Below are 19790 nucleotides of genomic sequence, written 5' to 3' on the forward strand. Positions count from 1 at the left end.
GTCTCAGGCCCAGCGGAACCGTCGGACCGCCAGAGCGAACGCGGCCAGGCCCCAGGCGGCCACGATGGCCAGGCCGGTCCCATGTCCGACCAGGGAGCCCCCGTCGTTGAACACGGCCCGCAGCGCCCGGAGGAAGGGAGCCAGGGGCGCCAGGGCCACGGCGTGCTGGAGCCAGGCCGGAGCGGAATCCAGCGTGAAGTACACGCCGCTGAGCAGCATCAGGGGGAAGAACACCAGGTTCGAGATGGCGGCGTAGCCTTCCGAGGTGTCCGCGAAGCCGCTGAGGGCGAAGCCGAAGGCCATGAAGCAGCCGGTGCCCAGGGTCATGATGAGGAACAGATCGACGAATGATCCCTGGTTCTCGATGCCGAAGACCAGGCGGCCCACCAGCAGCAGGATGGCGGCCTGGATCACCGTCACCGTGAGCCGGTGCAGCACCTGGCCCAGGAGGAAGATCCACTTGGGCAGCGGCGTGACGGCCAGGCGGCGGAACTTGCCCTTCTCGCGGTAGGACACGTTCACCATGCCCACGCTGAAGAGCCCCATGCTCACGAGGTTCAGCCCCAGCAGGCCCGGCAGCAGGAAGGCGGCGTAGTTGGCGGAGTGCTTGTGGCCTGGGCTCTCCACCGAGACGGGGATCCGCTGGGGCTCGGGCGATCCGTTCAATCGCGCCTGGGCCATGAGCCAGGCCTGGTTCACCAGCCCCGCCGTGGCCCCGGCCTGGGCCATGAGGTAGCTGTTCAGGCGCAGGCGATAGCCCGCGCCATCGGTCTCCAGCTGGGCGGCGGTCTCGCCCCTCGCCCAGCGGGCCTCGGCCTCGGGCTTCGGGAGGGCCTGCACCTTGAGCTGCACATCGGTCAGCGCCTGGTCCAGGGCGGTGTCCTGCGGACCTGGAGCCGGGGCCTGCACGCGGACCACGGAGAGCTTCGGTCCGCCGCCATCCCGGAAGATGGTGCCGAAGCCCAGGAGCAGCACCACCGGGAAGGCGAAGGTCCAGAACATGGCCACGCGGTCCCGGCGGTAGAGCCGCCATTCCATTGCGAACTGGCGCCAGAGCATCATCGCTACTCCCTCAGGCTGCGGCCGGTGCGGTGCAGGAAGACATCCTCCAGGGTGGCCCGGCGGACATGGACCTGCTGGAAGGGGACGGCGGCAGACTCGGCGGCCTCGAGCAGCCGCGGCAGCAGGGCCTTGGGATCCGGCGTGGGGATCTCCCAGAGGTCCGCGCGGCGCTCCACGGCCTGGCCCAGCCGTGCGGCGAAGGCCACGGGGTCGGGTGCGTCGCCCTCGAAGGTCAGCTCCACGACGCTGGGAATGGCCAGGTCCGCGATGAGCGAGGCCGGCGTGCCCGTGGCGATGACCTGGCCGTGGTCCATGATGGCCAGGCGGTCACAGAGCGCTTCCGCCTCATCCATGTAGTGGGTGGTGAGGATCACCGTCCGTCCCTCGGCCTTCATGCGCCGCACCACATCCCACAGGCTGCGCCGGGCCTGGGGATCGAGGCCCGTGGTGGGCTCGTCCAGGAAGACCAGCTCCGGATCGTTCACCAGGGCCAGCGCCAGGGCCAGTCGCTGCTGCTGGCCGCCGCTGAGGGTGATGTGGTAGGCGTCGGCCTTCTCCTGGAGCTGCACCAGGTCCAGCAGCTCCGAGGTGCTCCGGCGCTTCGGGTAGTAGCTGCCGTAGAGGTCCAGGGCCTCCCGGGGCGTGATCTTGTTGAAGAGGCTGGTGCTCTGGAGCTGGACGCCGATGCGGGCGCGGATCTCCTGCCCCTGGTTCGCCCAGGTGAGGCCCAGGATCTCGATGTCGCCGCCGTCGGCCTCGGTCAGGCCCTCGATGATCTCCAGCGTGGTGGTCTTCCCCGCGCCGTTGGGGCCCAACAGGCCGAACACCTCGCCCCGGGGAACCTCCAGATCCACGCCATCCACTGCGAGCGTCTTGGGGTACTGCTTCCTGAGCCCCCTCACGTGCAAGGCAAGTTCGGCCATGGCCACCTCGATCCTTCAGATTTCCACGATGCCCTGCGCGTGACCACCCCAGATCGGCGAAGTCTGGAATTCCGCCGGCCGGCGGAGGGGCGGGCCGGCGAGTCCGATGGCACCGGCTTCCGCCTCCATTTTCCTGTGTGGACACCATGTGCATGCGGTGCCACCCTGACGGACCCGTCCATCTCCGTGGAGGCAGGATCATGGAACCGTCGAGCTCTCCGGCCCTGCCACCACCGGCCGCCCTCGCGGTCCCCGGCTTCGACCCGGCCGGACGGGCCTTCCGCGTGGCGGCGGGCCTCCTCGTGCTCGGCTATGTCGCCGTGCAGGGTTTCCAGGACTATGTGTTCAACGCCTTCCGGCCTCCCCTGGATGTGGCCGAGGAACTGCTGCAGGGCGCCGCGGGGCTGCACCTCGCCCGCTCGGCCCTCATGCTGATCTGGATGTTCGCGCTGGTCTTCATCGCCTGGGTCATCTGCGCCCAGGGCATGCGCCGGCGCCCGCTCCTGGCCTGGGCCGCGTTCCTGGGGTTCTTCATGTTCGGCCTGTTCGAGGTGGCCCTGCGCTCGGTCGAGCTCTTCTGGACCCAGATCCAGCTCCCGGCGGAGTACCTCAAGGCGGTGGATCCGGTGATCCGCGCGGGAATCCTCGACAAGGTCGCCACCTTCCAGTCCGTCCAGCATGCCCTCTACTTCCCCCTGATGCTCGCGCCCTGCCTGGGCAGCCTGGGGGTGTACTTCCTGTTCCCCGGAAGCCCGCGCATCCACTGGGCCCTGAAGTCCGTCATGGCGATCGCCGTCGCGCGGATGACGGTCCGGCTGCTGACCTACGCCGGCATCCACCTCATGAGCATGGCCTTCTACGAGCGGATCTACTTCCTGCTCGTCGTGATCGAGCATCTACCCAAGGCCTACTGGCTCTTCCGGGTGGGGGACGAGGACCTGCCATGAATGGCGGACCCCCTCGTGATGCCTGAGCAAAGCCCAGGCATCACGTCTGCGATCCCGGCGGGATGCGCCTAGGACAGGTGGGCCAGGGGGATGATCCCGAACCACAGGAGGTAGGTCAGGGCCAGGGCCATGAGGCCGTCGATGCGCTCGCAGGGCGCGCCCCGGCGGAGGTAGCGGAGGATGGCGCGGACCAGCAGCAGGGCGTGGGGGATGGCCAGGTAGACGACGAGTCCGCTGGTCCCGCCGAAGAGGCCCCACTGCTGCCAGGCCACTCCGCAGGCGGCAGCCGCCACCGCGAATCCCAGGGCGGCCCAGGCAGCCCCCCGGCGGCCCAGGAGCACCGCCAGCGTCCGCTTGGCCACGGCTCCGTCCGCCTCGTGGTCCGGCAGGGCCGAGAGCGTGATGGCGGAGAGGGTGGCCAGGAACAGGGGCAGGCCCATGAGCCAGGGGAACGGGTCCCGCCAGATGCCGGACTGGAGCAGGCCCCCGACGAAGATGGCCGCGAAGCTGTGGGTGAGGCCCACGTCCAGCTCCCCCAGGCCCCGGTAGACGAGCTTCAGGGGGGGCACGGTGTAGCCCGCGGCGAGCGCCGCCAGGGCGATCATCGCCGCCAGGCCCGGCCCGCCGGACGGGGCCAGGGCGGCGCTCAGGGCCGCCAACCCCGCGCCCAGCGCCAGGGCCAGCCCGGCCATGGCCCGCCGGACGCTGCCGGGGCCGAGTTCCCCGTCCGCCAGCACGCGGCTGCCGCCGTTGAAGGGGCCCGCGTGGCGGTTGAGGCGGTCCGTGTCCTGGTCGAACCACTCGTTGCTGACCACGGTGAGCGCCTCCATCAGGAAGAGGCACAGGTAGCCGAGCCAGTAGACGGGGTGCGAGAAGGAGCCGTGCCGCGCGGCCGCCAGGGCGCCGATGGTGTAGGCCACCCAGGCCATGGGGTAGAACTGCAGGCGGAGCAGCCGCAGCCAGGCCCCGGCGCGGTGGAGGAGGGCGTGCCGGTGGAGGCGACCGGGCAGCCGGGCCGCTTCGGCTCGCGCCTGGTCCAGCCACCGGGCCCGCGCCTCCTCAGTGGCGGGCTTCACGGGGGCGAAGGTGGAAATGAAGGTGGGCGCTACGCCGCAGAAGCCCAGGGTGGCGCGCCGCATGGCCTGGTGGCCGGGCTGGCGGTAGATGAGCCGGTAGACCCAGGATGGCGTGTCCATGGTCACCAGCAGGTGTGCCGAGCGCCCCTTCAGCAACTTCGTCCAGTTGGCGGGATCCTCCTCGTCGGCCGCGAACGCGAAGCCGGGGGTGAGCACGCGATCGAGGAAGCCCTTGAGCAGGGCGGGCAGGGTGCCCCACCAGGCCGGGTAGACGAAGACCAGGTGGTCGGCCCATTGGATCAGCGCCTGGGCCCGGGCCAGGTCCGGCTCCAGGGCCTGGTCCCGGGGCGAGGGCAGCCGCACGTGGGGATCGAAGGTGAGACCGGCGAGGTCGAAGCGCTCGACCTCGAACCCGGCGGCCCGGGCGCCTGCCTCGTAGGCACTGGCCAGGGCCCCGCAGAAGCTGCCCACGCGGGGATGGCCGAGGATCACGAGAATCCTGGGCGTTGCGCCTTCCGTGGATGCCGCCACCTGCCCTCCGTCCGGATGGGATGGGGCCATCCTACTCCTGGGGTCGATCAGACGCGCCAGAGGCCCCAGTTGGGCCGGAGGCCGGAGATCTGCGTCGCAGCGGCATCCCGGTCCTGGACGCTGTCGTACCGGGCCGCCCAGCAGCTGCCGGAGCCGCAGAGCAGGGGCTCGCCGCCGGTATCGCGCAGGGCGTCGCGCACCTCGGCCAGGGGCGGGCACACCCACAGGGCCGCGCCCGTGAGGTCGTTGCGCCAGGGCGCCGCGGCGCCTTCAGATTGCGAGGCCAGGGCCTCGGGAAAGGGATAGCCCACGTCCTGGAGGGCCCGGTACACGCTGGGCGTGCTCACATGCAGGCCCGGATGGACCAGCAGGATGGGTTCCAGCGGCACCGGCCGCAGGGGGAATACCCGCTCGCCCCGGCCCAGGCCCAGCACCGTCCCGCCCAGGAGGAACAGGGGCACGTCGCTGCCCAGGCGGGCGGCCATCCTCAGCAGCACCTGATCTTCCAATCCCAGGTCGAACATCCGGTTGCCCAGGCGCAGGGCCGCCGCCGCATCGCTGCTGCCGCCGCCGAGGCCGGCGCCGTGGGGGATGCGCTTCTCCAGGCGCAGGGCCGCGGGCAGGGGCCGCTTGGCGGCCTCCTCCAGCAGGCGCCAGGCCTTGACCACCAGGTTCGATCCGTCCGCCGTCAGGCCCTGGCCCGTGGGGCCAGTGATCTCGAGCGTCAGCGCCGGGGCTGGCTCGGCCGACAGCGTGTCCGTCAGCTCTGCCACACCCTCCAGCACGGTGGTGACCAGCTCCAGCTCGTGGAACCCGTCCGCGCGCCGGCCCAGCACGGCAAGGAAGCGGTTGAGCTTGGCAGGGGCGGGAACCTGGAGAGCCATGGCTCCAAGGTAGCGCATCGCTCCGCTAGGCTGGTCGGATGGTCCTCTTCTTTCGCACCCTCTGGAAACTGCTCACGCTCTGGCGCCGTCCGGCCCTGGATCCCATGGGCGTCTCCGTGCTCCATTTCCGCGTGTGGCCCAACGACCTGGACATGAACGTCCACATGAACAACGGGCGCTTCCTCAGCATCATGGACCTTGGCCGGTTCGACCTCACGTTCCGGACGAAGCTGGGCCGGGCCATGCTGGGCCACCGCTGGAAGCCGCTGGTCGGCGGCATCACCATGCGCTACCGCCGCAGCCTCGAGCTGTTCGAGCCCTTCACCCTGCACACGCGGCTGCTGGGCTGGGACGAGAAGTGGGTCTTCCTGGAGCAGCGCTTCCTGAAGCGGGACGGCGACCTCGCCGCCGAAGGCGTCGTGAAGGCCCTCTTCCGGGGGAAGGCCGGCAACGTCCCCATGGCCGAGGTGCTACGCCTGATGGAGTACAAAGGGCCCCAGCTCGAAGTGCCAGAAGCCATCAAGCGGTGGGCGAAGGGGTGAGTCGAAAAATGCATTCGCGTTTTTCGTAGGCGCACGGGCATAGCCCGCACGCCTGAAGACTGCCCTACAGCCCGTCCTCCAGCTCGTGGCATGAATTCGAGCAGGGCCCCACTCGCAGCGCCGCCGGTGCGGCGTTCCTTGCGACCCTTGGAGACCGGGCCTACAGCCCGTCCTCCAGCTCGAATTCAGGATCGGGAATGCTCAGGATCTCAGGGCCGTCCTTGGTGATGGCGATGTCGTGCTCGAACTGGGCGGAGAGCTGGCCGTCGCGGGTACGGACGGTCCAGCCGTCGGGTTCCACCAGGCACCTGTGGCTGCCGATGTTGAGGATGGGCTCGATGGTGATGGTCATGCCCGGCTCCATGCGGAACCCGGTGCCCGGCCGCTGGTCGGCGAAGACCACCTGGGGATCCTCGTGGAGGTCCCGGCCCAGGCCGTGGCCGATGTACTCGCGCACCACCGAGTAGCCGCGCTCCTCCGCGAAGGTCTGCACGGCGGTGGCCATGTCGCCCAGGCGCTCGCCGGGGCGGCAGTGCTCGATGCCCACGAACATGGCCATCTGGGCGGTCTGGATGAGGCGGCGGGCCTCGTCGCTGATCTTGCCCACGCCCACGGTGAGGCAGGTATCGCCGTGATAGCCGTCCAGCTTGGCGCCACAGTCGATGGCGATGATGTCGCCCTCCTGGAGCACGTACTTGGACGGGATGCCGTGCACCACCTTGTCGTTCACCGACGTGCAGAGGGTGGCGGGGAAGCCGTGGTAGCCCTTGAAGCTGGGCGAGGCGCCCTGCTGGCGGATGTAGGCCTCGGCCACGCGGTCGATCTCCAGGAGGCTCACGCCGGGTTTCGCGGCGCGGGCGGCCAGGCGGAGCGCGTTGGCGGCCACGCGGCCCGCCTCGCGGAGCTTCTCGATCTCCTTGCGGCTCTTGTAGCGGATCTGTTCTCGGATCAGGACCATCTTGCCCTCGGTCACCAGTCTAGCGGGGTGGCGGTAGAATGTCGGCATGGCGCGAGCTCTGAAGATCCTGGCGACGACAACCCTGCTGGCTTCCGCCCTGGTGGTGGGCCTGATGGCCTGCCGTGGCGTTCCCGCCCGCCCCGCCTCGGTCTCCTCCGAGGCTATGTGGTGCGCGGAGGCCAAGGAGGGTGTGTTCCTCAAGGTGGGAGGCCACCAGGGTACGCTCTGGCAGCTGGAGATCTGGGACCGAAAGGGCCGCTCCCTGGCCTCGGGCTCCTTCCGGCTGCGCGGCTTCGCCAAGGCCAAGATCGTTCCCGAGGAAGTGGTGTCCTGGCAGAACGGCGTCCTCCAGCTGAGGGACGGCACCGTGCTGGTGCAGGAAGCCCCGGCCGCGCCCTGATGCCCTATACCCGCGAGGAGAAGGACTGGCTGGAGCGCGAGTGGGCCTTCCGGGCCTGGGGCCGCGCCGGCCTGCTCAGCACCGACGACTACCGCCAGGTGCTGGCCTGGGAGGCCGATGGCGTGCCCATGGACTTGGTGGTGTCCGCCCTCAACGCATTCTTCGACCGCCGCGAGAAGCGGGAGAAGCCGCGCACCTTCGTCGCCCTCAAGCACCTCGACCGCGACGTGGCCAAGGCCGTGAAGCTGCGGGAAGCCGTGGTCCGCGCAGGCCCGGAGCTGGATGCGGGCAAGGGCTGGGATCAGGTCAAGAAGCCTCTGAGGGGGGATCCCGCCGCGAAGGCTGCCTTCGAAGCCTGGCAGCGTCTGCGGGCTGCCGCACCCTCGCCGGAATCCGCCGGCTACCTGGCCCATCATGACCAGGAGCGCGATGCCCGCGCCGTCCTGCTGGCCTTGGCCGAGGCGGCCCTGGGGTCCGCGGCCGAGGCGCTGAAGGCCGACCTGCGCCAGCGGCTCGAAGCCTCCGACATGAAGGAAGGCAGCCTCGTGTGGAAGCGGGCCTGGAACCACCACTGGGCCCGCCACGTGGCCGCCGCCTGGAACCTGCCGCTGGAGGGCGCATGACCGTGGATCCCCGCTGGCAGCATGAGCTGGAGGCTCCGACGGAACAATTCTTCGGGAGCTTCGCGGCGCAGCTCGCCCAACCGGACGGTGTGCGCGACGGGGTGCGTGAGGCAGTGAAGGCCCTCGCCCCCCGCATCGACTGGGAGGCCTACCTGCCCCACGTGCCGCACGGCATCCTCGGCCTGCGGGCGGTGCTGCGGCTACAACCGCTGCTGAGCGAGGCGGGTTTCCGTCGCGCCCTGGCCACGCAGCTGCACATGGCCGCCCATGAAGGGCGCCGGTCGCCCCAGAACCTGGCGCAGGTGTCGGCCGCCAAGGGCAGCGGCCAGTGGCGGAACCTGGAGGCCTTCATCCAGTCCCGCCGGCCCGGGCTGGCCTACGCGGAGGCCCAGGGTTTCGACGTTCCCGCAGAGGATGACTTCCAGCGCCTTCGCGGGCTCACCGAGCTGGACATGGCCACGGTCGGGCACAAGGCGGTGGTGTGCGACCATCTCGCCGACCTGCACGCGAGGCTGGAACGGCCCAAGGCCACCGGGCGGAGGCTCTTCGGTTTGGCTGCCTGGGTGGCGGCCACGCCGGAGGACACCTTCTGGGCCCGCCGAGCCGCCAAGCGTTTGGGGGATGCAGCGGTGTCCGTGCCCTGGGTCCCGGCCACGCTCGGCGAGGCGGCCTGGGAATCCCAGGTGCGCGAGATCTGCGACCTGGGCCTGGTGGCGCTCCTGGATCCGTTCACGGCTCGGCTGAAAGCGGGCCAGGGAAGCGGGGACACGCTGGCGGCCCTGGTGCTGGCCGCTTCCGAGAAGCAGCTGGATGCCCGGCGCGACCTGGAGGGCAAGACCGCCTGGACCTACGTCTACCTGGCCGCGGTGGCGCGGGCCCGGCCGGCGGATCCGCGAATCTGGTGCCAGGCCGCGGCCCTGGTGAACCTCTTCCCCACGGACGAGCCCGAGGAGCGGGTGCGGGCGGCCCACATCGGGGAACCGGATGCCGGGGCCCTGACGGAGGCCATCCTGGACGTGGAGCCGGCCCTGGCCATGGCCCATGCCGGTGGGCTGGCGCGGACGGGTCGGGCTGAGGCGGCCCTGGCTGCTCTGGCGGAGGCGGCAGCCCAGGACGACCCCACCTTCAACCACGCCCACCAGGTGTTGGCCGTGGCGGCCGCCGCCGACCTGCTGCCCGAGCTGCCGCCTCCCGCAGGCGAGGCCATGCTGGTGGCGCTCGCCAAGAGCCTGGCCAACAGCCAGGGCAGCGGGGACCTGGGCCGGCTGGCGGACCGGGCGCTGGCCGCAGCTCGGCCGTGAGCCGAACCTTTGCCTTCCTCCGTGCCATCAATGTCGGTGGCCATACGGTCACCATGGAACGGCTGCGGGAGCTGTTCGCGGACTTCGGTCTGCGGGACGTGGAAACGTTCATCGCCAGTGGCAATCTCATCTTCGAAACTGGCCGGGAGACCGAGGCGGTCCTTTCCAGACGCATCGAAGCGGGTTTGAAGGCAGCCCTGGGTTACGAGGTGGCGGTCCTTCTCCGAGGAGAAGCGGAATTGGCTGCCTTGGTGGCGGGGTGTCCCTTCCGCGAGGCCGAAGTGTCCGCCGCCAAGGCCTTGAACGTGGCCTTTCTCGCCGCGCCGCTCACGGAGGCCCAGGAAACGAAGCTCCAGACCCTCGCCACGGCGGTGGATGCCTTTCGAACCACCGGCCGCGAGGTGTGGTGGCTCTGTCAGGTGAAGCAGAGCGAATCCACCTTCTCCAATGCCGTCATCGAGCGGGCCCTCGGCGTGCGGGGCACCATCCGCAGCTTCAGCACCTTGAAGCGGCTGGCGGCAAAGCACCTGAAGGCTTGACCCCCCGGCCTCTGGCTATGGAACAATCGCGGATCCGAGGTCACGCATGGGCAAGAACCGGCTGGAAGCATTCAGTGACGGCGTGCTGGCCATCATCATCACGATCATGGTGCTGGAGCTGAGGGCGCCCCGTGGCGACGCATTCTCGACCCTCCAGCCGCTCCTGCCGACCTTCGTGGGCTATGCGCTGAGCTTTATCTACATCGCCATCTACTGGAACAACCACCACCACCTGCTTCATACGGCCAGGAAGGTGAACGGGCCGATCCTGTGGGCCAACACGCACCTGCTGTTCTGGCTCTCCCTGGTGCCCTTCGTCACGGCCTGGATGGGTGCCAACCACTTCGCGGCCCGGCCCGTGGCCCTCTACGGGTTCGTCCTGCTCATGGCGGGCCTGGCCTATTACTTGCTGAGCCAGTGCCTCATCCACCACCACGGAAGAGGGTCGCTTCTGGAGGCCGCGGTGGGCGGAGACTTCAAGGGCAAGATCTCCATCGCGATCTATGCCGCTGCCATACTCCTGTCCTTCGTCAGCCGCTGGGCCGGGTTCGCCCTCTACTGGGTGGTCGCCTTCATCTGGCTGGTGCCGGACCGGCGCATCGAGAAGATCCTGGCCCGCGAGGCCGCCGGGGAGGACGGCTCCGGGCGCTGACGGGAGGGGAGGGGATCCAGGTCAGAACCGGTAGGTGGCGCCCAGCGCGAAGGAGGCATCGTCGGTGTTTTCGTGGTGGGTGATGTTGTTCACGTAGCGGAAGGTCAAGGTGGTCCGGCGGTTCAGGTAGGCATGGAAGCCCAGGTCGTGCTGGAGGCTGTTGTCGTGCAGCTTGGCGAAGGGCTGGGGTGTGCTGAAGCCGCTCAGGAAGTAGAGCTGGATGAAGGGCTGGATCACCTTGTTGCGGCGCCCCTGCCAGGTCAGGTGGGCCCCCAGGTCGGAGGTGTAGTCGAGCTGGTTGTAGGCGGCGTTGCCGCGCCCCCGGTGGGTGTAGGCGGCGCCCGCGTAGACCACCTGGGTGGCGGAGGGCTGCCACCAGCCGCTGAGCCCGCCTTCGACGTCCCAGCCTGACTTGAACGAGTTGTAGGTGCGGGCCAGCGGGGGTTTCACGGTGAGGGTGGCGCTCAGGCCCGTGGACGCGTCCTGGTGGATCAGGTGGACCAGGCCGAACAGGGGATCCTGGACGCGGGTGGGCTGGGCGCCCTCCCGCACGAAATCCAGGCGTCCGTACCGGATGGTGGCCACCACGGCCTGGTTGCGGGCCACTTCGGTGCGTCCCCACTGCTCGAAGCCGAAGGTCTTGTGGAAGGCTTCGATGGGGGCGTCCAGGTCGCCCCCGCCATGGCGTTCCACCGGCAGCTCCGCCCAGACATCCGTGCGTTCCGTGAGGCCGCGCCGCACCTGGAGGGTGGTCCGGGCAATCTCCTCGTCGAAGTAGAAGACGAAGGGGGCGGTGGGATACTCGGCGGCCAGGGCCTCAAGGGAAGCCCGGTCCATGCGGTGGCGCCCCTGGAACCAGGCGGGCGGGTGGTCCTTGATCAGGTCGGAGAACTCGAAGACGTTGGCCCGGACATGGGTGAGGGTCACCTGCCAGCGACCCTCGCCGATGGGGCGTGGGGCCTGGGGCTGGTAGGTCATGGGGGCCTGGAGCAGGGTGAACATGTTCCGGGTGGGCAGGGGGCCCATCTCGGGGTAGGGCTCGTCCTGGGCCTGGAGGGACAGGCCGAGGGCCAGCGCGAGAACGGCGCGCATGGGAGGTGCTCCTTGGTGAAGACGGGTCGATGACCCTCCCCAGCCACGCGGGGATGCCGCTGGCGATGGGTGGTTGGATGCCGGAGTCGTCCGGTTTGTGCTTTCTTTCGGGAAGCCTATTTCCCTATGAAAGCAATATTGAGATCACGGCTTCCCCTTGTCAAGCAGCTTTCTTTGGGATAGTTTTGTGGTGCCCCCGAGCTCTCCCGGGCCCATGGACCGCCTCATGAACCTCTCCGAATCACCCAGCTGCCGCTGCTTCCGCATGGCCATCGACCTGCTGGGCAAGCCCTGGACCGGCCAGATCCTGTGGATCCTCCAGGAGGGTCCCCTCCGGTTCAATGAGCTGGCCACGCGGGTCCAGGGCATCGGCGAGAAGGTCCTTTCCGCCCGGCTGAAAGAGCTGGAGTGCCAGGGCCTGCTGGTGCGCCGCGTCCTGCCCACCACGCCCGTGCGGGTCGAGTACGAGCTCACCTGCAAGGGACAGGGCTTCCGCCAGGTGGTGGAGGCCGTCACCCAGTGGGGAACCCAGATCGCGGACGCTGAGGATCAGGCCCGGTAGTTCGGCATCGCCTGGCCTTTGGCCCACTCGAAGATGAGGCTGGTCTGGATGTGGGCCACCTCGGTCCGGGTGGTGAAGGCGTCCAGGGCCAGATCGCGCAGGTGGTGGGCGTCCCGCACGGCCACGTGCACCTGGAAGTCATGGGTGCCGGCCACGTGGAAGACGGCAAGCACCTCCGGCAGGCCCATGGCGTGCTTCCAGAAGGCCTTCACCTGGGCCCTGCTGTGCTGGCGCAGCTGCACCGCGATGAGGGCCTGGAGGCCCACCCCCAGGGCTCCGGGGTCCACGTCCGCATGGGCGCCCTTCAGCACGCCCTCGGAACGCAGGCGCTGCACACGCGCCAGACAGGAAGACGGCGCCAGACCCACGGCGGCGGCCAGTTCCTTGTTGGATAGCCGAGCATCCTTCTGTAGAAGATCCAATATGGCGCAGTCGATTCTGTCAAGTTCCATGAATGACATCATTCCACGAAAAAGATTCGGGGGATTGCCGAATTCATGAAACCTACATTGGGGACAGGAGTGTCCCCATGTCCAAGCCCAACACCGCCCTGTCCATCGAGACCCAGGCCGTCCACGCCGGCCGCGAGGTGCTCCACGAACAAGGCGTCCATGCCCTGCCCATCGATCTCAGCAGCACCTATCCCCTGCACGACCTGGATGAGGGCGGCCGCAGCCTGGAGGCCATGGCCATGGGCGGCCTGCCCATCGGGAGCCCCGTCTATTCCCGCCTCTACAATCCGACCACCGCCCGCTACGAGCAGGCCCTGGCTCAGATGGAGGGCGCCGAGGAGGCGGTGGCGTTCGGTTCGGGCATGGCGGCGGTGACCGCCTGCCTCATGGCGGCGAAGCAGCGCGGCGGGCATGTGGTGGCCGTGCGCCCCCTCTACGGCGGCACGGATCACCTGCTGGCCTCCGGGATGTTGGGCCTCGAGGTGACCTGGGCCGCGGCCGACGGCATCGCTGCCGCCATTCGCCCCGACACGGCCATGGTCATCGTGGAGACGCCCGCCAACCCGACCCTGGCGATGGTGGACCTGGACGACGTGGTGCGCCAGGCGGGCAAGGTCCCCGTGCTGGTGGACAACACGTTCGCCACCCCCATCCTCCAGAACCCCATCAAGCAGGGCGTGACCCTGGTCCTCCACAGCGCCACCAAGTTCCTGGGCGGGCACGGCGACGTGCTGGCGGGCATCGTGGCCACCAACAACGACTGGGCCACGGAGCTGCGCAAGGTCCGCGTCATCACCGGCAACGTGCTGCACCCCCTGGCGGCCTACTTGCTGCACCGCGGCCTGCCCACGCTGCCCCTGCGCGTGCGCGCGCAGCAGGCGGGCGCCCAGGTGATCGCCGAGCGCCTGGCCAGGCATCCCGCCGTCTCCGCCGTCCACTTCCCGGGCCTTCCCGGCCAGGATCCCAAGGGCCTGCTCGGCCGCCAGATGAAGGGTCCCGGTTCCCTCATGGCCTTCGAGCTGAAGGGGGGCTTCGAGGCCGCCTCCGTGGTCATGGCCGAGGTGAAGCTCATGACGGCCGCCGTATCCCTCGGCAGCGTGGATACGCTCATCCAGCACCCGGCGGCCCTCACCCACCGCGTGGTGGATCCTGCGGCGCGCGAGCACAGCGGCGTGTCCCAGTCCCTCATGCGCCTCTCCGTGGGTCTGGAGAGCCCCGAGGATCTGTGGGCCGACTTGGAGCAGGCCCTGGCCAAGGCCATGGCGAAGCAGGCTGTCGGTACTGCCCGCTGAAGGCTTCGGTTCGTCCGAGATCGGGTCGGCAGATCGATTGACCCGGGTCGTATGCTTGGGTGTCTCCATGTCGGAGAGGCCCATGGCTTCACGTGACAGCCTGATCCACCTCCACTGCGGCGATGCCGCAGCCGCGGTGCATCGGCGGTCCGGCCTGCCTGGCATCGTGCGCGTCTGCCGGGATTCCCCCGCGGTGGGTCCCTGGACCTCCGAAGTCTCCCGGTTGCCTGGATTGAGGGCCGCCTGGTGGGACCTGCCCGGGGATGAGGCCCCGCCAAAGCTGGTCCTGGACGACCTGGGCGGCACCGCTGAGCCCGTCCTCTGGTTCGGTCCGGACCCCTGGGAGCAGGCCTGCCTGCTGTGGGTGCTGGCAGGGCTGCCCGAGGGCACCCTCGCCGATCTGGTCCCCCTGGACCGGGGCGTGTCCCAGACCGCGCCGGCCGCCCTGCCTGGCCTGTTCGCCGGGCGGGTCCTGCTCGAGGAGGAGACGCTGGCCCAGGCCCGGGGCCTCTGGGATGCGTTCCTGGAAGGGGGCTGGCGGGCGCTCGCCGGCTGCGGCATCCCGGCCCTCCCCTGGATGGCCCGGGCCCTGGCGCGGCTCGCAGAGGACCATCCCGTCGCCGGCCCCGGCCGGACCCGGACCCAGATCCGGGGCCTCGTGGACCGCGGGATCCTGGATCTGCCGGCCCTGATGGCTGGTCTCCGGAAGCTGGAGGATCCCCGCCACGGGGCCTGGTACGGAGACCGCTACGTCGCCAAGATGGTGGAGTCCATAGAGGCGCGGCTAGGCTGAAACAGCCGCCATGACGCTCGCGCCCCTGCCCCTATCCACCAAGGTCACGGTCCTCCGGGGCCTGGGCCCGGCGCGCGCGGCGGCGCTGCAGGAGGCGGGCGTCGACACCCTGCGGGACCTGCTGTGGAGCCTGCCCTACCGCTATGTGGACCGGGGCAGCCTGCGGACCCTGGGCAGCCTGGACCTGAGGGGCTTCGAGCCGGTGGATTCGGGGATCGTGACCGTCCTGGGCACCTTGCGGGGCCTGCGCCAGAGCACCACGCGCGTGCAGCGGATGGCCCTCACCGAGGCCCTGCTGGAGGATGGCACCGGCACCCTGCGCCTCATCTGGTTCAACCAGCCCTACCTGGGCCGATCGCTGAAGGTGGGCGACCGCCTGCTGGCCTTCGGCCCTCTCTCGGTGGGCCGCCAGGGCCTGGAGATGCGCGCGCCTCAGTTCGAGGTCATGGGCCGGGGCGAGGATCTCGCCTGGGTCCGGCGCTTCCTGCCCCTCTACCGCAAGCTGGGACCCCTGCCGGGCCGGGCGCGGCAGAGGCTGGTGCAGGAGGCCCTGGGCCGGGCCCATGCGGCGGAGGAGTGGCTCCCTCTGGAGCTGGCGAAGGATCTGCCGGACGCCATGACGGCGTTCCGGCTGCTGCACGATCCCCCGGACGGCAGCGATCCCGCCCTGCTGGAGAAGGGCCAATCGCCAGCCCACGAACGCCTGGCGGCGGAGGAGCTGTTCGCCTTCTCCCTGGGTGTGGCCCTGCGCCGCGCCGGCCGCCTGAAGCGCCGCGGCCTGGTGGTGCCCACCTCACCGGAACTCCGCGAGCGGCTGAGGTCCTTCCTGCCCTTCCACCTCACGGGGGCGCAGCGGCGGGCCTTCAAGGACATCGTGGACGACCTCACCTCGGGCCGCGTCATGAACCGCCTGCTCCAGGGCGACGTGGGCAGCGGCAAGACGCTGGTCGCCCTGCTCTCCATGGCCATGGTCGCCGAGACGGGCGGGCAGGGGGCGCTGCTGGTGCCCACGGAGGTGCTCGCGCGTCAGCACGCGGCCAGCTTCCGGCGCTACCTGGGGGATCGCGCCGACAGCCTCCAGCTCCTGCTGGGCGGCATGAAAGCCGCGGAGAAGCGCGCGGCCCTCGCCCGCATCGCCAGTGGCGAGGCCCGGTATGTGGTGGGCACCCACGCCCTCTTCCAGGAGGCCGTGGCCTTCCACAGGCTGCAGCTGGTGGTGGTGGACGAGCAGCACCGCTTCGGCGTGAAGCAGCGCGAGGCGCTGAAGGAGAAGGGGGGCGATCCCCACTGGCTGGTCATGAGCGCCACGCCCATCCCGCGCTCCCTGGCCCTGGCGATCTTCGGCGACTTGGACCAGAGCGTGCTGGACGAGCTGCCACCGGGCCGGCAGCCCATCACCACGAAGCTGCACAAGCCCGAGTCCGCGGAGCGGGCCTGGGAGCAGGTGCGGCGTGAGCTGGCCGAGGGCCGCCAGGCCTTCGTGGTGAGCCCCAGCATCGACCCCTCCGACGAAGGGAAGGTGCAGCTCCGCGACATCCAGGCCATGGAGGCCCTGCTGCGGGGCATCTTCCCGGAGGTGGAGCTCGAGGTGGTTCACGGCCGCGTGCGGGCTGACGAGATGGCGGCCCGGATGGCGCGGTTCGCCTCCGGCGAGGCCAAGATCCTGCTGGCCACCACCGTCATCGAGGTGGGGGTGGACGTGCCCAATGCCACGGTGATGGTGGTGGACCACGCCGAGCGCTTCGGCCTCAGCCAGCTCCATCAGCTGCGGGGTCGCGTGGGCCGGGGGGCGCACCGCAGCCACTTCCTCATGATCAGCGGCTCGGAGACTGAGCGCCTCCAGACGCTGGTGGAGACCCAGGACGGCTTCCGCATCGCCCAGCGCGACCTGGAGCTGCGCGGTCCCGGGGAATTCTTCGGCGTGAGGCAGGCGGGGCTGCCCCAGTTCCAGGTGGCGGATCTGGTGCGCGACCGCCGGCTCCTGGCCCGCTGCCGGGAAGCCGCGGACCGGGCACTGGCGCACGGCCTCAGCGAGGCCCAAGCCGCCTGGCTGCAACGCGAGCAGGTGCGGCTGAGGCTGGCCGAGGTGAGCTGACCCCCGGACCGGAGCACAGGCGCCGATGAACTGAACGTCGCCGCTCTTTCAGTGGATCCACGGGTTTGTTGACATGGTCTTTGTAAATGACCATGTTATCAAAATCGTATCGTTGTTTTTTCTTGATGAAGGTTTCTCGATGCAAACCTGCTGCCGGCATTCCGGCAGTCCTAGAAGGAGATGGACCATGAAGTCCCTTCCCACCGGTCTCTTCTTGACCCTCGCCCTGGCCGGGGGCGTCGCCCTGGCCGCGGACGCTCCGCGCGCCTACCTGATCCTGGCCCGGGGGCAGGGCCGCGGCAGCACCAACCTGGACGATCTGGTGGCCTCGGCCGGTGGCGCCATCACGGGTCGCCTACCCGACATCGGTGTGGTGCTGGCGACATCCGCCAACCCAGCCTTCCTGGCGCAGGTGACCGCCGATGCCCGGGTGCAGCAGGCCGCCGAAGACCTCGAGGTGCCGTGGCTTCCCGACGTGCACGCCACGGCGGCGCAGGACTCCGACCTCCAGGCGAATGGGCTCAACAGCGAACCCTACTGGAGCTACCAGTGGAACATCCGCCAGATCCACGCGGACCAGACGGCGCTCAACGGCGACCAGGGCTGGGGCCTGACGCGGGCGCGGGTGGCCGTCCTCGACGCGGGCATCTGGAGCGGGCATCCCGACATCGGGCCCAACGTCAACCTGGCGCTGAGCCGGTCCTTCGTCCCCGCCGAGCCCAACATTGACCCCATCGTGTACGGCTTCAACCATGGCACCCATGTCGCCGGGATCATCGCCGCGCCGATCAACGACCGCGGCATCCAGGGCGTGGCCCCCAAGGCCGAGATCGTCGCCGTCAAGGTGCTGCGCAGCGACACGGGGAGCGGGTCCTTCTCGTGGATCATCTCCGGCATCCTCTACGCCGCGGGGCCCGAAGTCCGGGCCGACGTGATCAACATGAGCCTGGGGGCCACCTTCGACCGCATCAATGCGGGCGGCAGCGGGTCCGGCCCGCTGATCGCGGCCCTCAACCGGGCCATCACCTACGCCACGGCGGCCGGCACCCTCTGCGTGGCCTCCGCGGGCAACGAAGGCGTGAACCTCGACAGCCGGCTCTGGGCGATCCCGGCCCAGTCGGGCAACGGCATGGCCGTATCGGCCACCGGGCCGTACGGGCTGGCCGACTTCGACCGGGCCGCCTCGTACACCAACTACGGGGTTTCGGTCGTCAATGTGGCCGCTCCCGGTGGCGACTTCGCCTCCACAGCGGGCTACCCCTTCGACATGGTGATCAGCCCCGCAGGCCGCACCAGCGGGGGTGCTTGGCAGTACTTCTTCGCGGCCGGGACCTCCATGGCGGCGCCGCATGTCTCCGGCGTGGCGGCCTTGATCGTGGGCAGGTACGGCAAGATGACGCCCGCCGAGCTGAAGCGGAGGATCGAGCAGCGCGCCGACGACATCCTCAAGCCCGGAGTCGATCCCTACTCGGGCCGGGGCCGCGTGAACGCCCTGGAAGCCCTGCGCTGAGACCTGAAGGCTGATGGACCCTCCCCCGGGGCCGGCCCTGTCCGGCCCCGGCTGCGCCTGGGTGCTACCGTGGGGTGGGAGGCCGATGATGCTCGATGCAACCGTTCTTGCCGTGCTCGAAGCAGAAGGGTCCGCGACCTTCGTGACGAAGGGGCCCGAGGGGCCGCACCTGGTGGCGACCTGGCAGAGCTATCTCGAGGCGGTCGATGCCACGACCCTGGTGTTTCCCGCAGGAGGCTACCGGGTGACCGAGGCGAACCTCGCCAGGGATCCCTCCTTCCAGATGATCATCGGCCGGCAGCGGAGCGCCGCGGGCCCGGCGGTCGGGTTCCGCCTCTCGGGGACGGCGGAGGTGCAGTCGGGCCAAGCGCTCCACGAGCGCATGAAGGCCAAGTACCCCTGGTGCCGCGGTGTGGTCGTGATGCGCGTGGCGAAGGTCGAGCGGATCCTGGGCTAAGAGAGCCCAACCCTCCCCGGGGAGCCTACCGGTTCATCAGCCGGTCCGCGATGCGGCTGCGCAGCACCTCGGGCACCAGGTCCGCCAGGTTGCCGCCCATGCCGCCGATCTCGCGGACGAAGCGGCTGCTGACGGCGCTGTACTTCTCCTTGGGCATGAGGAAAACCGTCTCCAGCTCCGGGGCCAGCTTGCGGTTCATGAGGGCCATCTGGAACTCGTATTCGAAGTCGCTGAAGGCCCGCACGCCCCGAATGATGAACTGGGCGTTCTGGGCCTTGGCGAAGTCCACCAGCAGGCCGTGGAAGGTGGTCACCTCCACCTGGGGCAGGGCGGCCGTCAGCTCTCTCAGCATGGCCACGCGCTCGTCCACGCTGAAGGCGGGGGACTTCGCCGGGTTGTGGAGGACGGCCACCACGAGGCGATCCACGAGCTTCGCGGCCCGCTGAATGAGGTCCCAGTGGCCAAGGGTCACGGGATCGAAAGAGCCTGGATAAATGGCCGACCGCACGGGCGCTCCGTCAGGATGGGGAATCAGCCTAGCGCAACCTCGTCGCATCCCGCGTCAAAGGTGATCCCGATTCTCATGGCTTGAGGATCCAAGTCCGGAAGCGGCCCGTCCCCTCGGCCTCGCACCAGCAGGGTGTGCCTTCTTGGCGGAACTGGTCCAGCAGGGGCTCGGGGCGGAAGGGGCTCAGGAGCTGCATAGCCTCGCCGGAGGCTAGGGTCAGCAGAGCCCGTCGGACGCGGGCCAGGGGATGCTCGCCCGCTGCCATAAGGGCATCCGCGTCCAGGGTGGAGCGCACGGTGCTGGAGCGCGCCCAGTCGGGGCGGAGATCCTCCACCGGGGCCGTTCCCTCCGCCACGGAGCCGGCGGCCTCGCCGGCTAGCTCCCGTAGGAAGCGCACCAGCTCCGCCGTGGGGAGTCCGGCCATGCGGGCCGCGTGCTCCACCGTGGCCAGCTTCGCCACCGTGCGGCGGAGGACGGGATTGCGGAGTCTGGCGAACTCGGGGACGCGGGCGATGAGGGCCTCCTGCTGGTCCGGGTGGGCCGCCAGGAAGTCGCCGATCTTGGTTTCGGGGGTGATGGCCATGGGATGCC

At 69.8% G+C, this 19790-nt stretch carries 22 protein-coding genes; 13 read left to right on the plus strand and 9 right to left on the minus strand.

Going from position 1 to position 19790, the window contains the following annotated elements:
• Positions 1-3: 3 nt before the first annotated feature.
• Together MLE42_RS11840 and MLE42_RS11845 are read right to left on the minus strand one after the other, a co-directional pair.
• Entirely contained in the window at positions 4-1062 is a 1059-nt protein-coding gene (locus MLE42_RS11840) for an ABC transporter permease (RefSeq protein WP_243288092.1), read from the minus strand.
• Positions 1063-1064: 2 nt separating this feature from the next.
• Positions 1065-1985 (minus strand): ABC transporter ATP-binding protein, encoded by a 921-nt coding sequence (locus tag MLE42_RS11845; protein WP_243288093.1) that lies wholly within the window; start codon positions 1983-1985, stop codon positions 1065-1067.
• A gap of 200 nt (positions 1986-2185) precedes the next feature.
• Between MLE42_RS11845 and MLE42_RS11850 the strand changes: the two genes are divergently transcribed.
• On the plus strand, positions 2186-2932 hold the full coding sequence (locus MLE42_RS11850; protein ID WP_243288094.1) for a hypothetical protein: 747 nt from the start codon (positions 2186-2188) through the stop codon (positions 2930-2932).
• A gap of 68 nt (positions 2933-3000) precedes the next feature.
• Here MLE42_RS11850 and MLE42_RS11855 read toward each other — a convergent pair whose 3' ends face one another.
• Positions 3001-4569: an NAD(P)H-dependent oxidoreductase gene (locus MLE42_RS11855; protein WP_275975896.1), complete on the minus strand. Its 1569-nt coding sequence runs from the start codon at positions 4567-4569 to the stop codon at positions 3001-3003.
• Positions 4570-4586: 17 nt separating this feature from the next.
• Positions 4587-5423, minus strand: coding sequence for a 4-(cytidine 5'-diphospho)-2-C-methyl-D-erythritol kinase (gene ispE, locus MLE42_RS11860; protein WP_243288096.1), 837 nt, complete (start codon positions 5421-5423; stop codon positions 4587-4589).
• Positions 5424-5461: 38 nt separating this feature from the next.
• Between ispE and MLE42_RS11865 the strand changes: the two genes are divergently transcribed.
• Positions 5462-5965, plus strand: a complete 504-nt coding sequence (locus MLE42_RS11865; RefSeq protein WP_243288097.1) for a thioesterase family protein — start codon at positions 5462-5464, stop codon at positions 5963-5965.
• 160 nt (positions 5966-6125) lie between these two features.
• Here the strand turns inward: MLE42_RS11865 and map are convergent, their stop codons facing one another.
• A complete protein-coding gene (map, locus tag MLE42_RS11870) occupies positions 6126-6923 on the minus strand; it encodes a type I methionyl aminopeptidase (RefSeq protein ID WP_420843096.1) in 798 nt (265 codons plus the stop codon).
• Between the two features lie 46 nt (positions 6924-6969).
• On the opposite strand from map, the gene MLE42_RS11875 reads away from it, so the two are divergent.
• The 5 genes from MLE42_RS11875 to MLE42_RS11895 are packed head-to-tail and all read left to right on the plus strand — an operon-like array spanning position 6970 to position 10438.
• The gene (locus tag MLE42_RS11875; protein WP_243288099.1) at positions 6970-7323 is read left to right on the plus strand and encodes a hypothetical protein; all 354 of its coding nucleotides are present in this window, start codon (positions 6970-6972) and stop codon (positions 7321-7323) included.
• A complete protein-coding gene (locus MLE42_RS11880; RefSeq protein WP_243288100.1) occupies positions 7323-7946 on the plus strand; it encodes a hypothetical protein in 624 nt (207 codons plus the stop codon). The genes MLE42_RS11875 and MLE42_RS11880 overlap by 1 nt, the downstream gene beginning before the upstream one ends.
• Complete coding sequence (locus tag MLE42_RS11885; protein WP_243288101.1) at positions 7943-9247, plus strand: hypothetical protein; 1305 nt, start codon at positions 7943-7945, stop codon at positions 9245-9247. The genes MLE42_RS11880 and MLE42_RS11885 overlap by 4 nt, the downstream gene beginning before the upstream one ends.
• The gene (locus MLE42_RS11890; protein WP_243288102.1) at positions 9244-9786 is read left to right on the plus strand and encodes a DUF1697 domain-containing protein; all 543 of its coding nucleotides are present in this window, start codon (positions 9244-9246) and stop codon (positions 9784-9786) included. The genes MLE42_RS11885 and MLE42_RS11890 overlap by 4 nt, the downstream gene beginning before the upstream one ends.
• Positions 9787-9832: 46 nt before the next feature.
• Positions 9833-10438 (plus strand): TMEM175 family protein, encoded by a 606-nt coding sequence (locus MLE42_RS11895; RefSeq protein ID WP_243288103.1) that lies wholly within the window; start codon positions 9833-9835, stop codon positions 10436-10438.
• A gap of 21 nt (positions 10439-10459) precedes the next feature.
• On the opposite strand, the gene MLE42_RS11900 is transcribed toward MLE42_RS11895, so the two are convergent.
• A complete protein-coding gene (locus tag MLE42_RS11900) occupies positions 10460-11530 on the minus strand; it encodes a DUF3187 family protein (RefSeq protein ID WP_243288104.1) in 1071 nt (356 codons plus the stop codon).
• A 214-nt stretch (positions 11531-11744) separates the two neighbouring features.
• Between MLE42_RS11900 and MLE42_RS11905 the strand changes: the two genes are divergently transcribed.
• Positions 11745-12092 (plus strand): winged helix-turn-helix transcriptional regulator, encoded by a 348-nt coding sequence (locus MLE42_RS11905; protein ID WP_243288105.1) that lies wholly within the window; start codon positions 11745-11747, stop codon positions 12090-12092.
• On the opposite strand, the gene MLE42_RS11910 is transcribed toward MLE42_RS11905, so the two are convergent.
• A complete protein-coding gene (locus MLE42_RS11910; RefSeq protein ID WP_243288106.1) occupies positions 12080-12544 on the minus strand; it encodes an Lrp/AsnC family transcriptional regulator in 465 nt (154 codons plus the stop codon). The genes MLE42_RS11905 and MLE42_RS11910 overlap by 13 nt on opposite strands.
• Positions 12545-12621: 77 nt before the next feature.
• Between MLE42_RS11910 and MLE42_RS11915 the strand changes: the two genes are divergently transcribed.
• The 5 genes from MLE42_RS11915 to MLE42_RS11935 all read left to right on the plus strand — a co-directional run bounded on the left by MLE42_RS11915 (position 12622) and on the right by MLE42_RS11935 (position 18691).
• Complete coding sequence (locus MLE42_RS11915; RefSeq protein WP_243288107.1) at positions 12622-13836, plus strand: trans-sulfuration enzyme family protein; 1215 nt, start codon at positions 12622-12624, stop codon at positions 13834-13836.
• A gap of 82 nt (positions 13837-13918) precedes the next feature.
• Positions 13919-14629 (plus strand): hypothetical protein, encoded by a 711-nt coding sequence (locus MLE42_RS11920; RefSeq protein WP_243288108.1) that lies wholly within the window; start codon positions 13919-13921, stop codon positions 14627-14629.
• 10 nt (positions 14630-14639) lie between these two features.
• A complete protein-coding gene (gene recG / locus MLE42_RS11925) occupies positions 14640-16724 on the plus strand; it encodes an ATP-dependent DNA helicase RecG (RefSeq protein WP_243288109.1) in 2085 nt (694 codons plus the stop codon).
• Between the two features lie 187 nt (positions 16725-16911).
• Positions 16912-18234: a S8 family serine peptidase gene (locus tag MLE42_RS11930; protein ID WP_243288110.1), complete on the plus strand. Its 1323-nt coding sequence runs from the start codon at positions 16912-16914 to the stop codon at positions 18232-18234.
• A gap of 88 nt (positions 18235-18322) precedes the next feature.
• Complete coding sequence (locus tag MLE42_RS11935; RefSeq protein ID WP_243288111.1) at positions 18323-18691, plus strand: pyridoxamine 5'-phosphate oxidase family protein; 369 nt, start codon at positions 18323-18325, stop codon at positions 18689-18691.
• Positions 18692-18716: 25 nt separating this feature from the next.
• Here MLE42_RS11935 and coaD read toward each other — a convergent pair whose 3' ends face one another.
• On the minus strand, positions 18717-19199 hold the full coding sequence (gene coaD / locus MLE42_RS11940; RefSeq protein ID WP_243288112.1) for a pantetheine-phosphate adenylyltransferase: 483 nt from the start codon (positions 19197-19199) through the stop codon (positions 18717-18719).
• Positions 19200-19272: 73 nt separating this feature from the next.
• The gene (locus tag MLE42_RS11945; RefSeq protein ID WP_243288113.1) at positions 19273-19782 is read right to left on the minus strand and encodes a DUF1858 domain-containing protein; all 510 of its coding nucleotides are present in this window, start codon (positions 19780-19782) and stop codon (positions 19273-19275) included.
• Positions 19783-19790 lie beyond the last annotated feature (8 nt).

The organism is Geothrix terrae, assembly GCF_022808775.1.
GTDB classification, from domain to species: domain Bacteria; phylum Acidobacteriota; class Holophagae; order Holophagales; family Holophagaceae; genus Geothrix; species Geothrix terrae.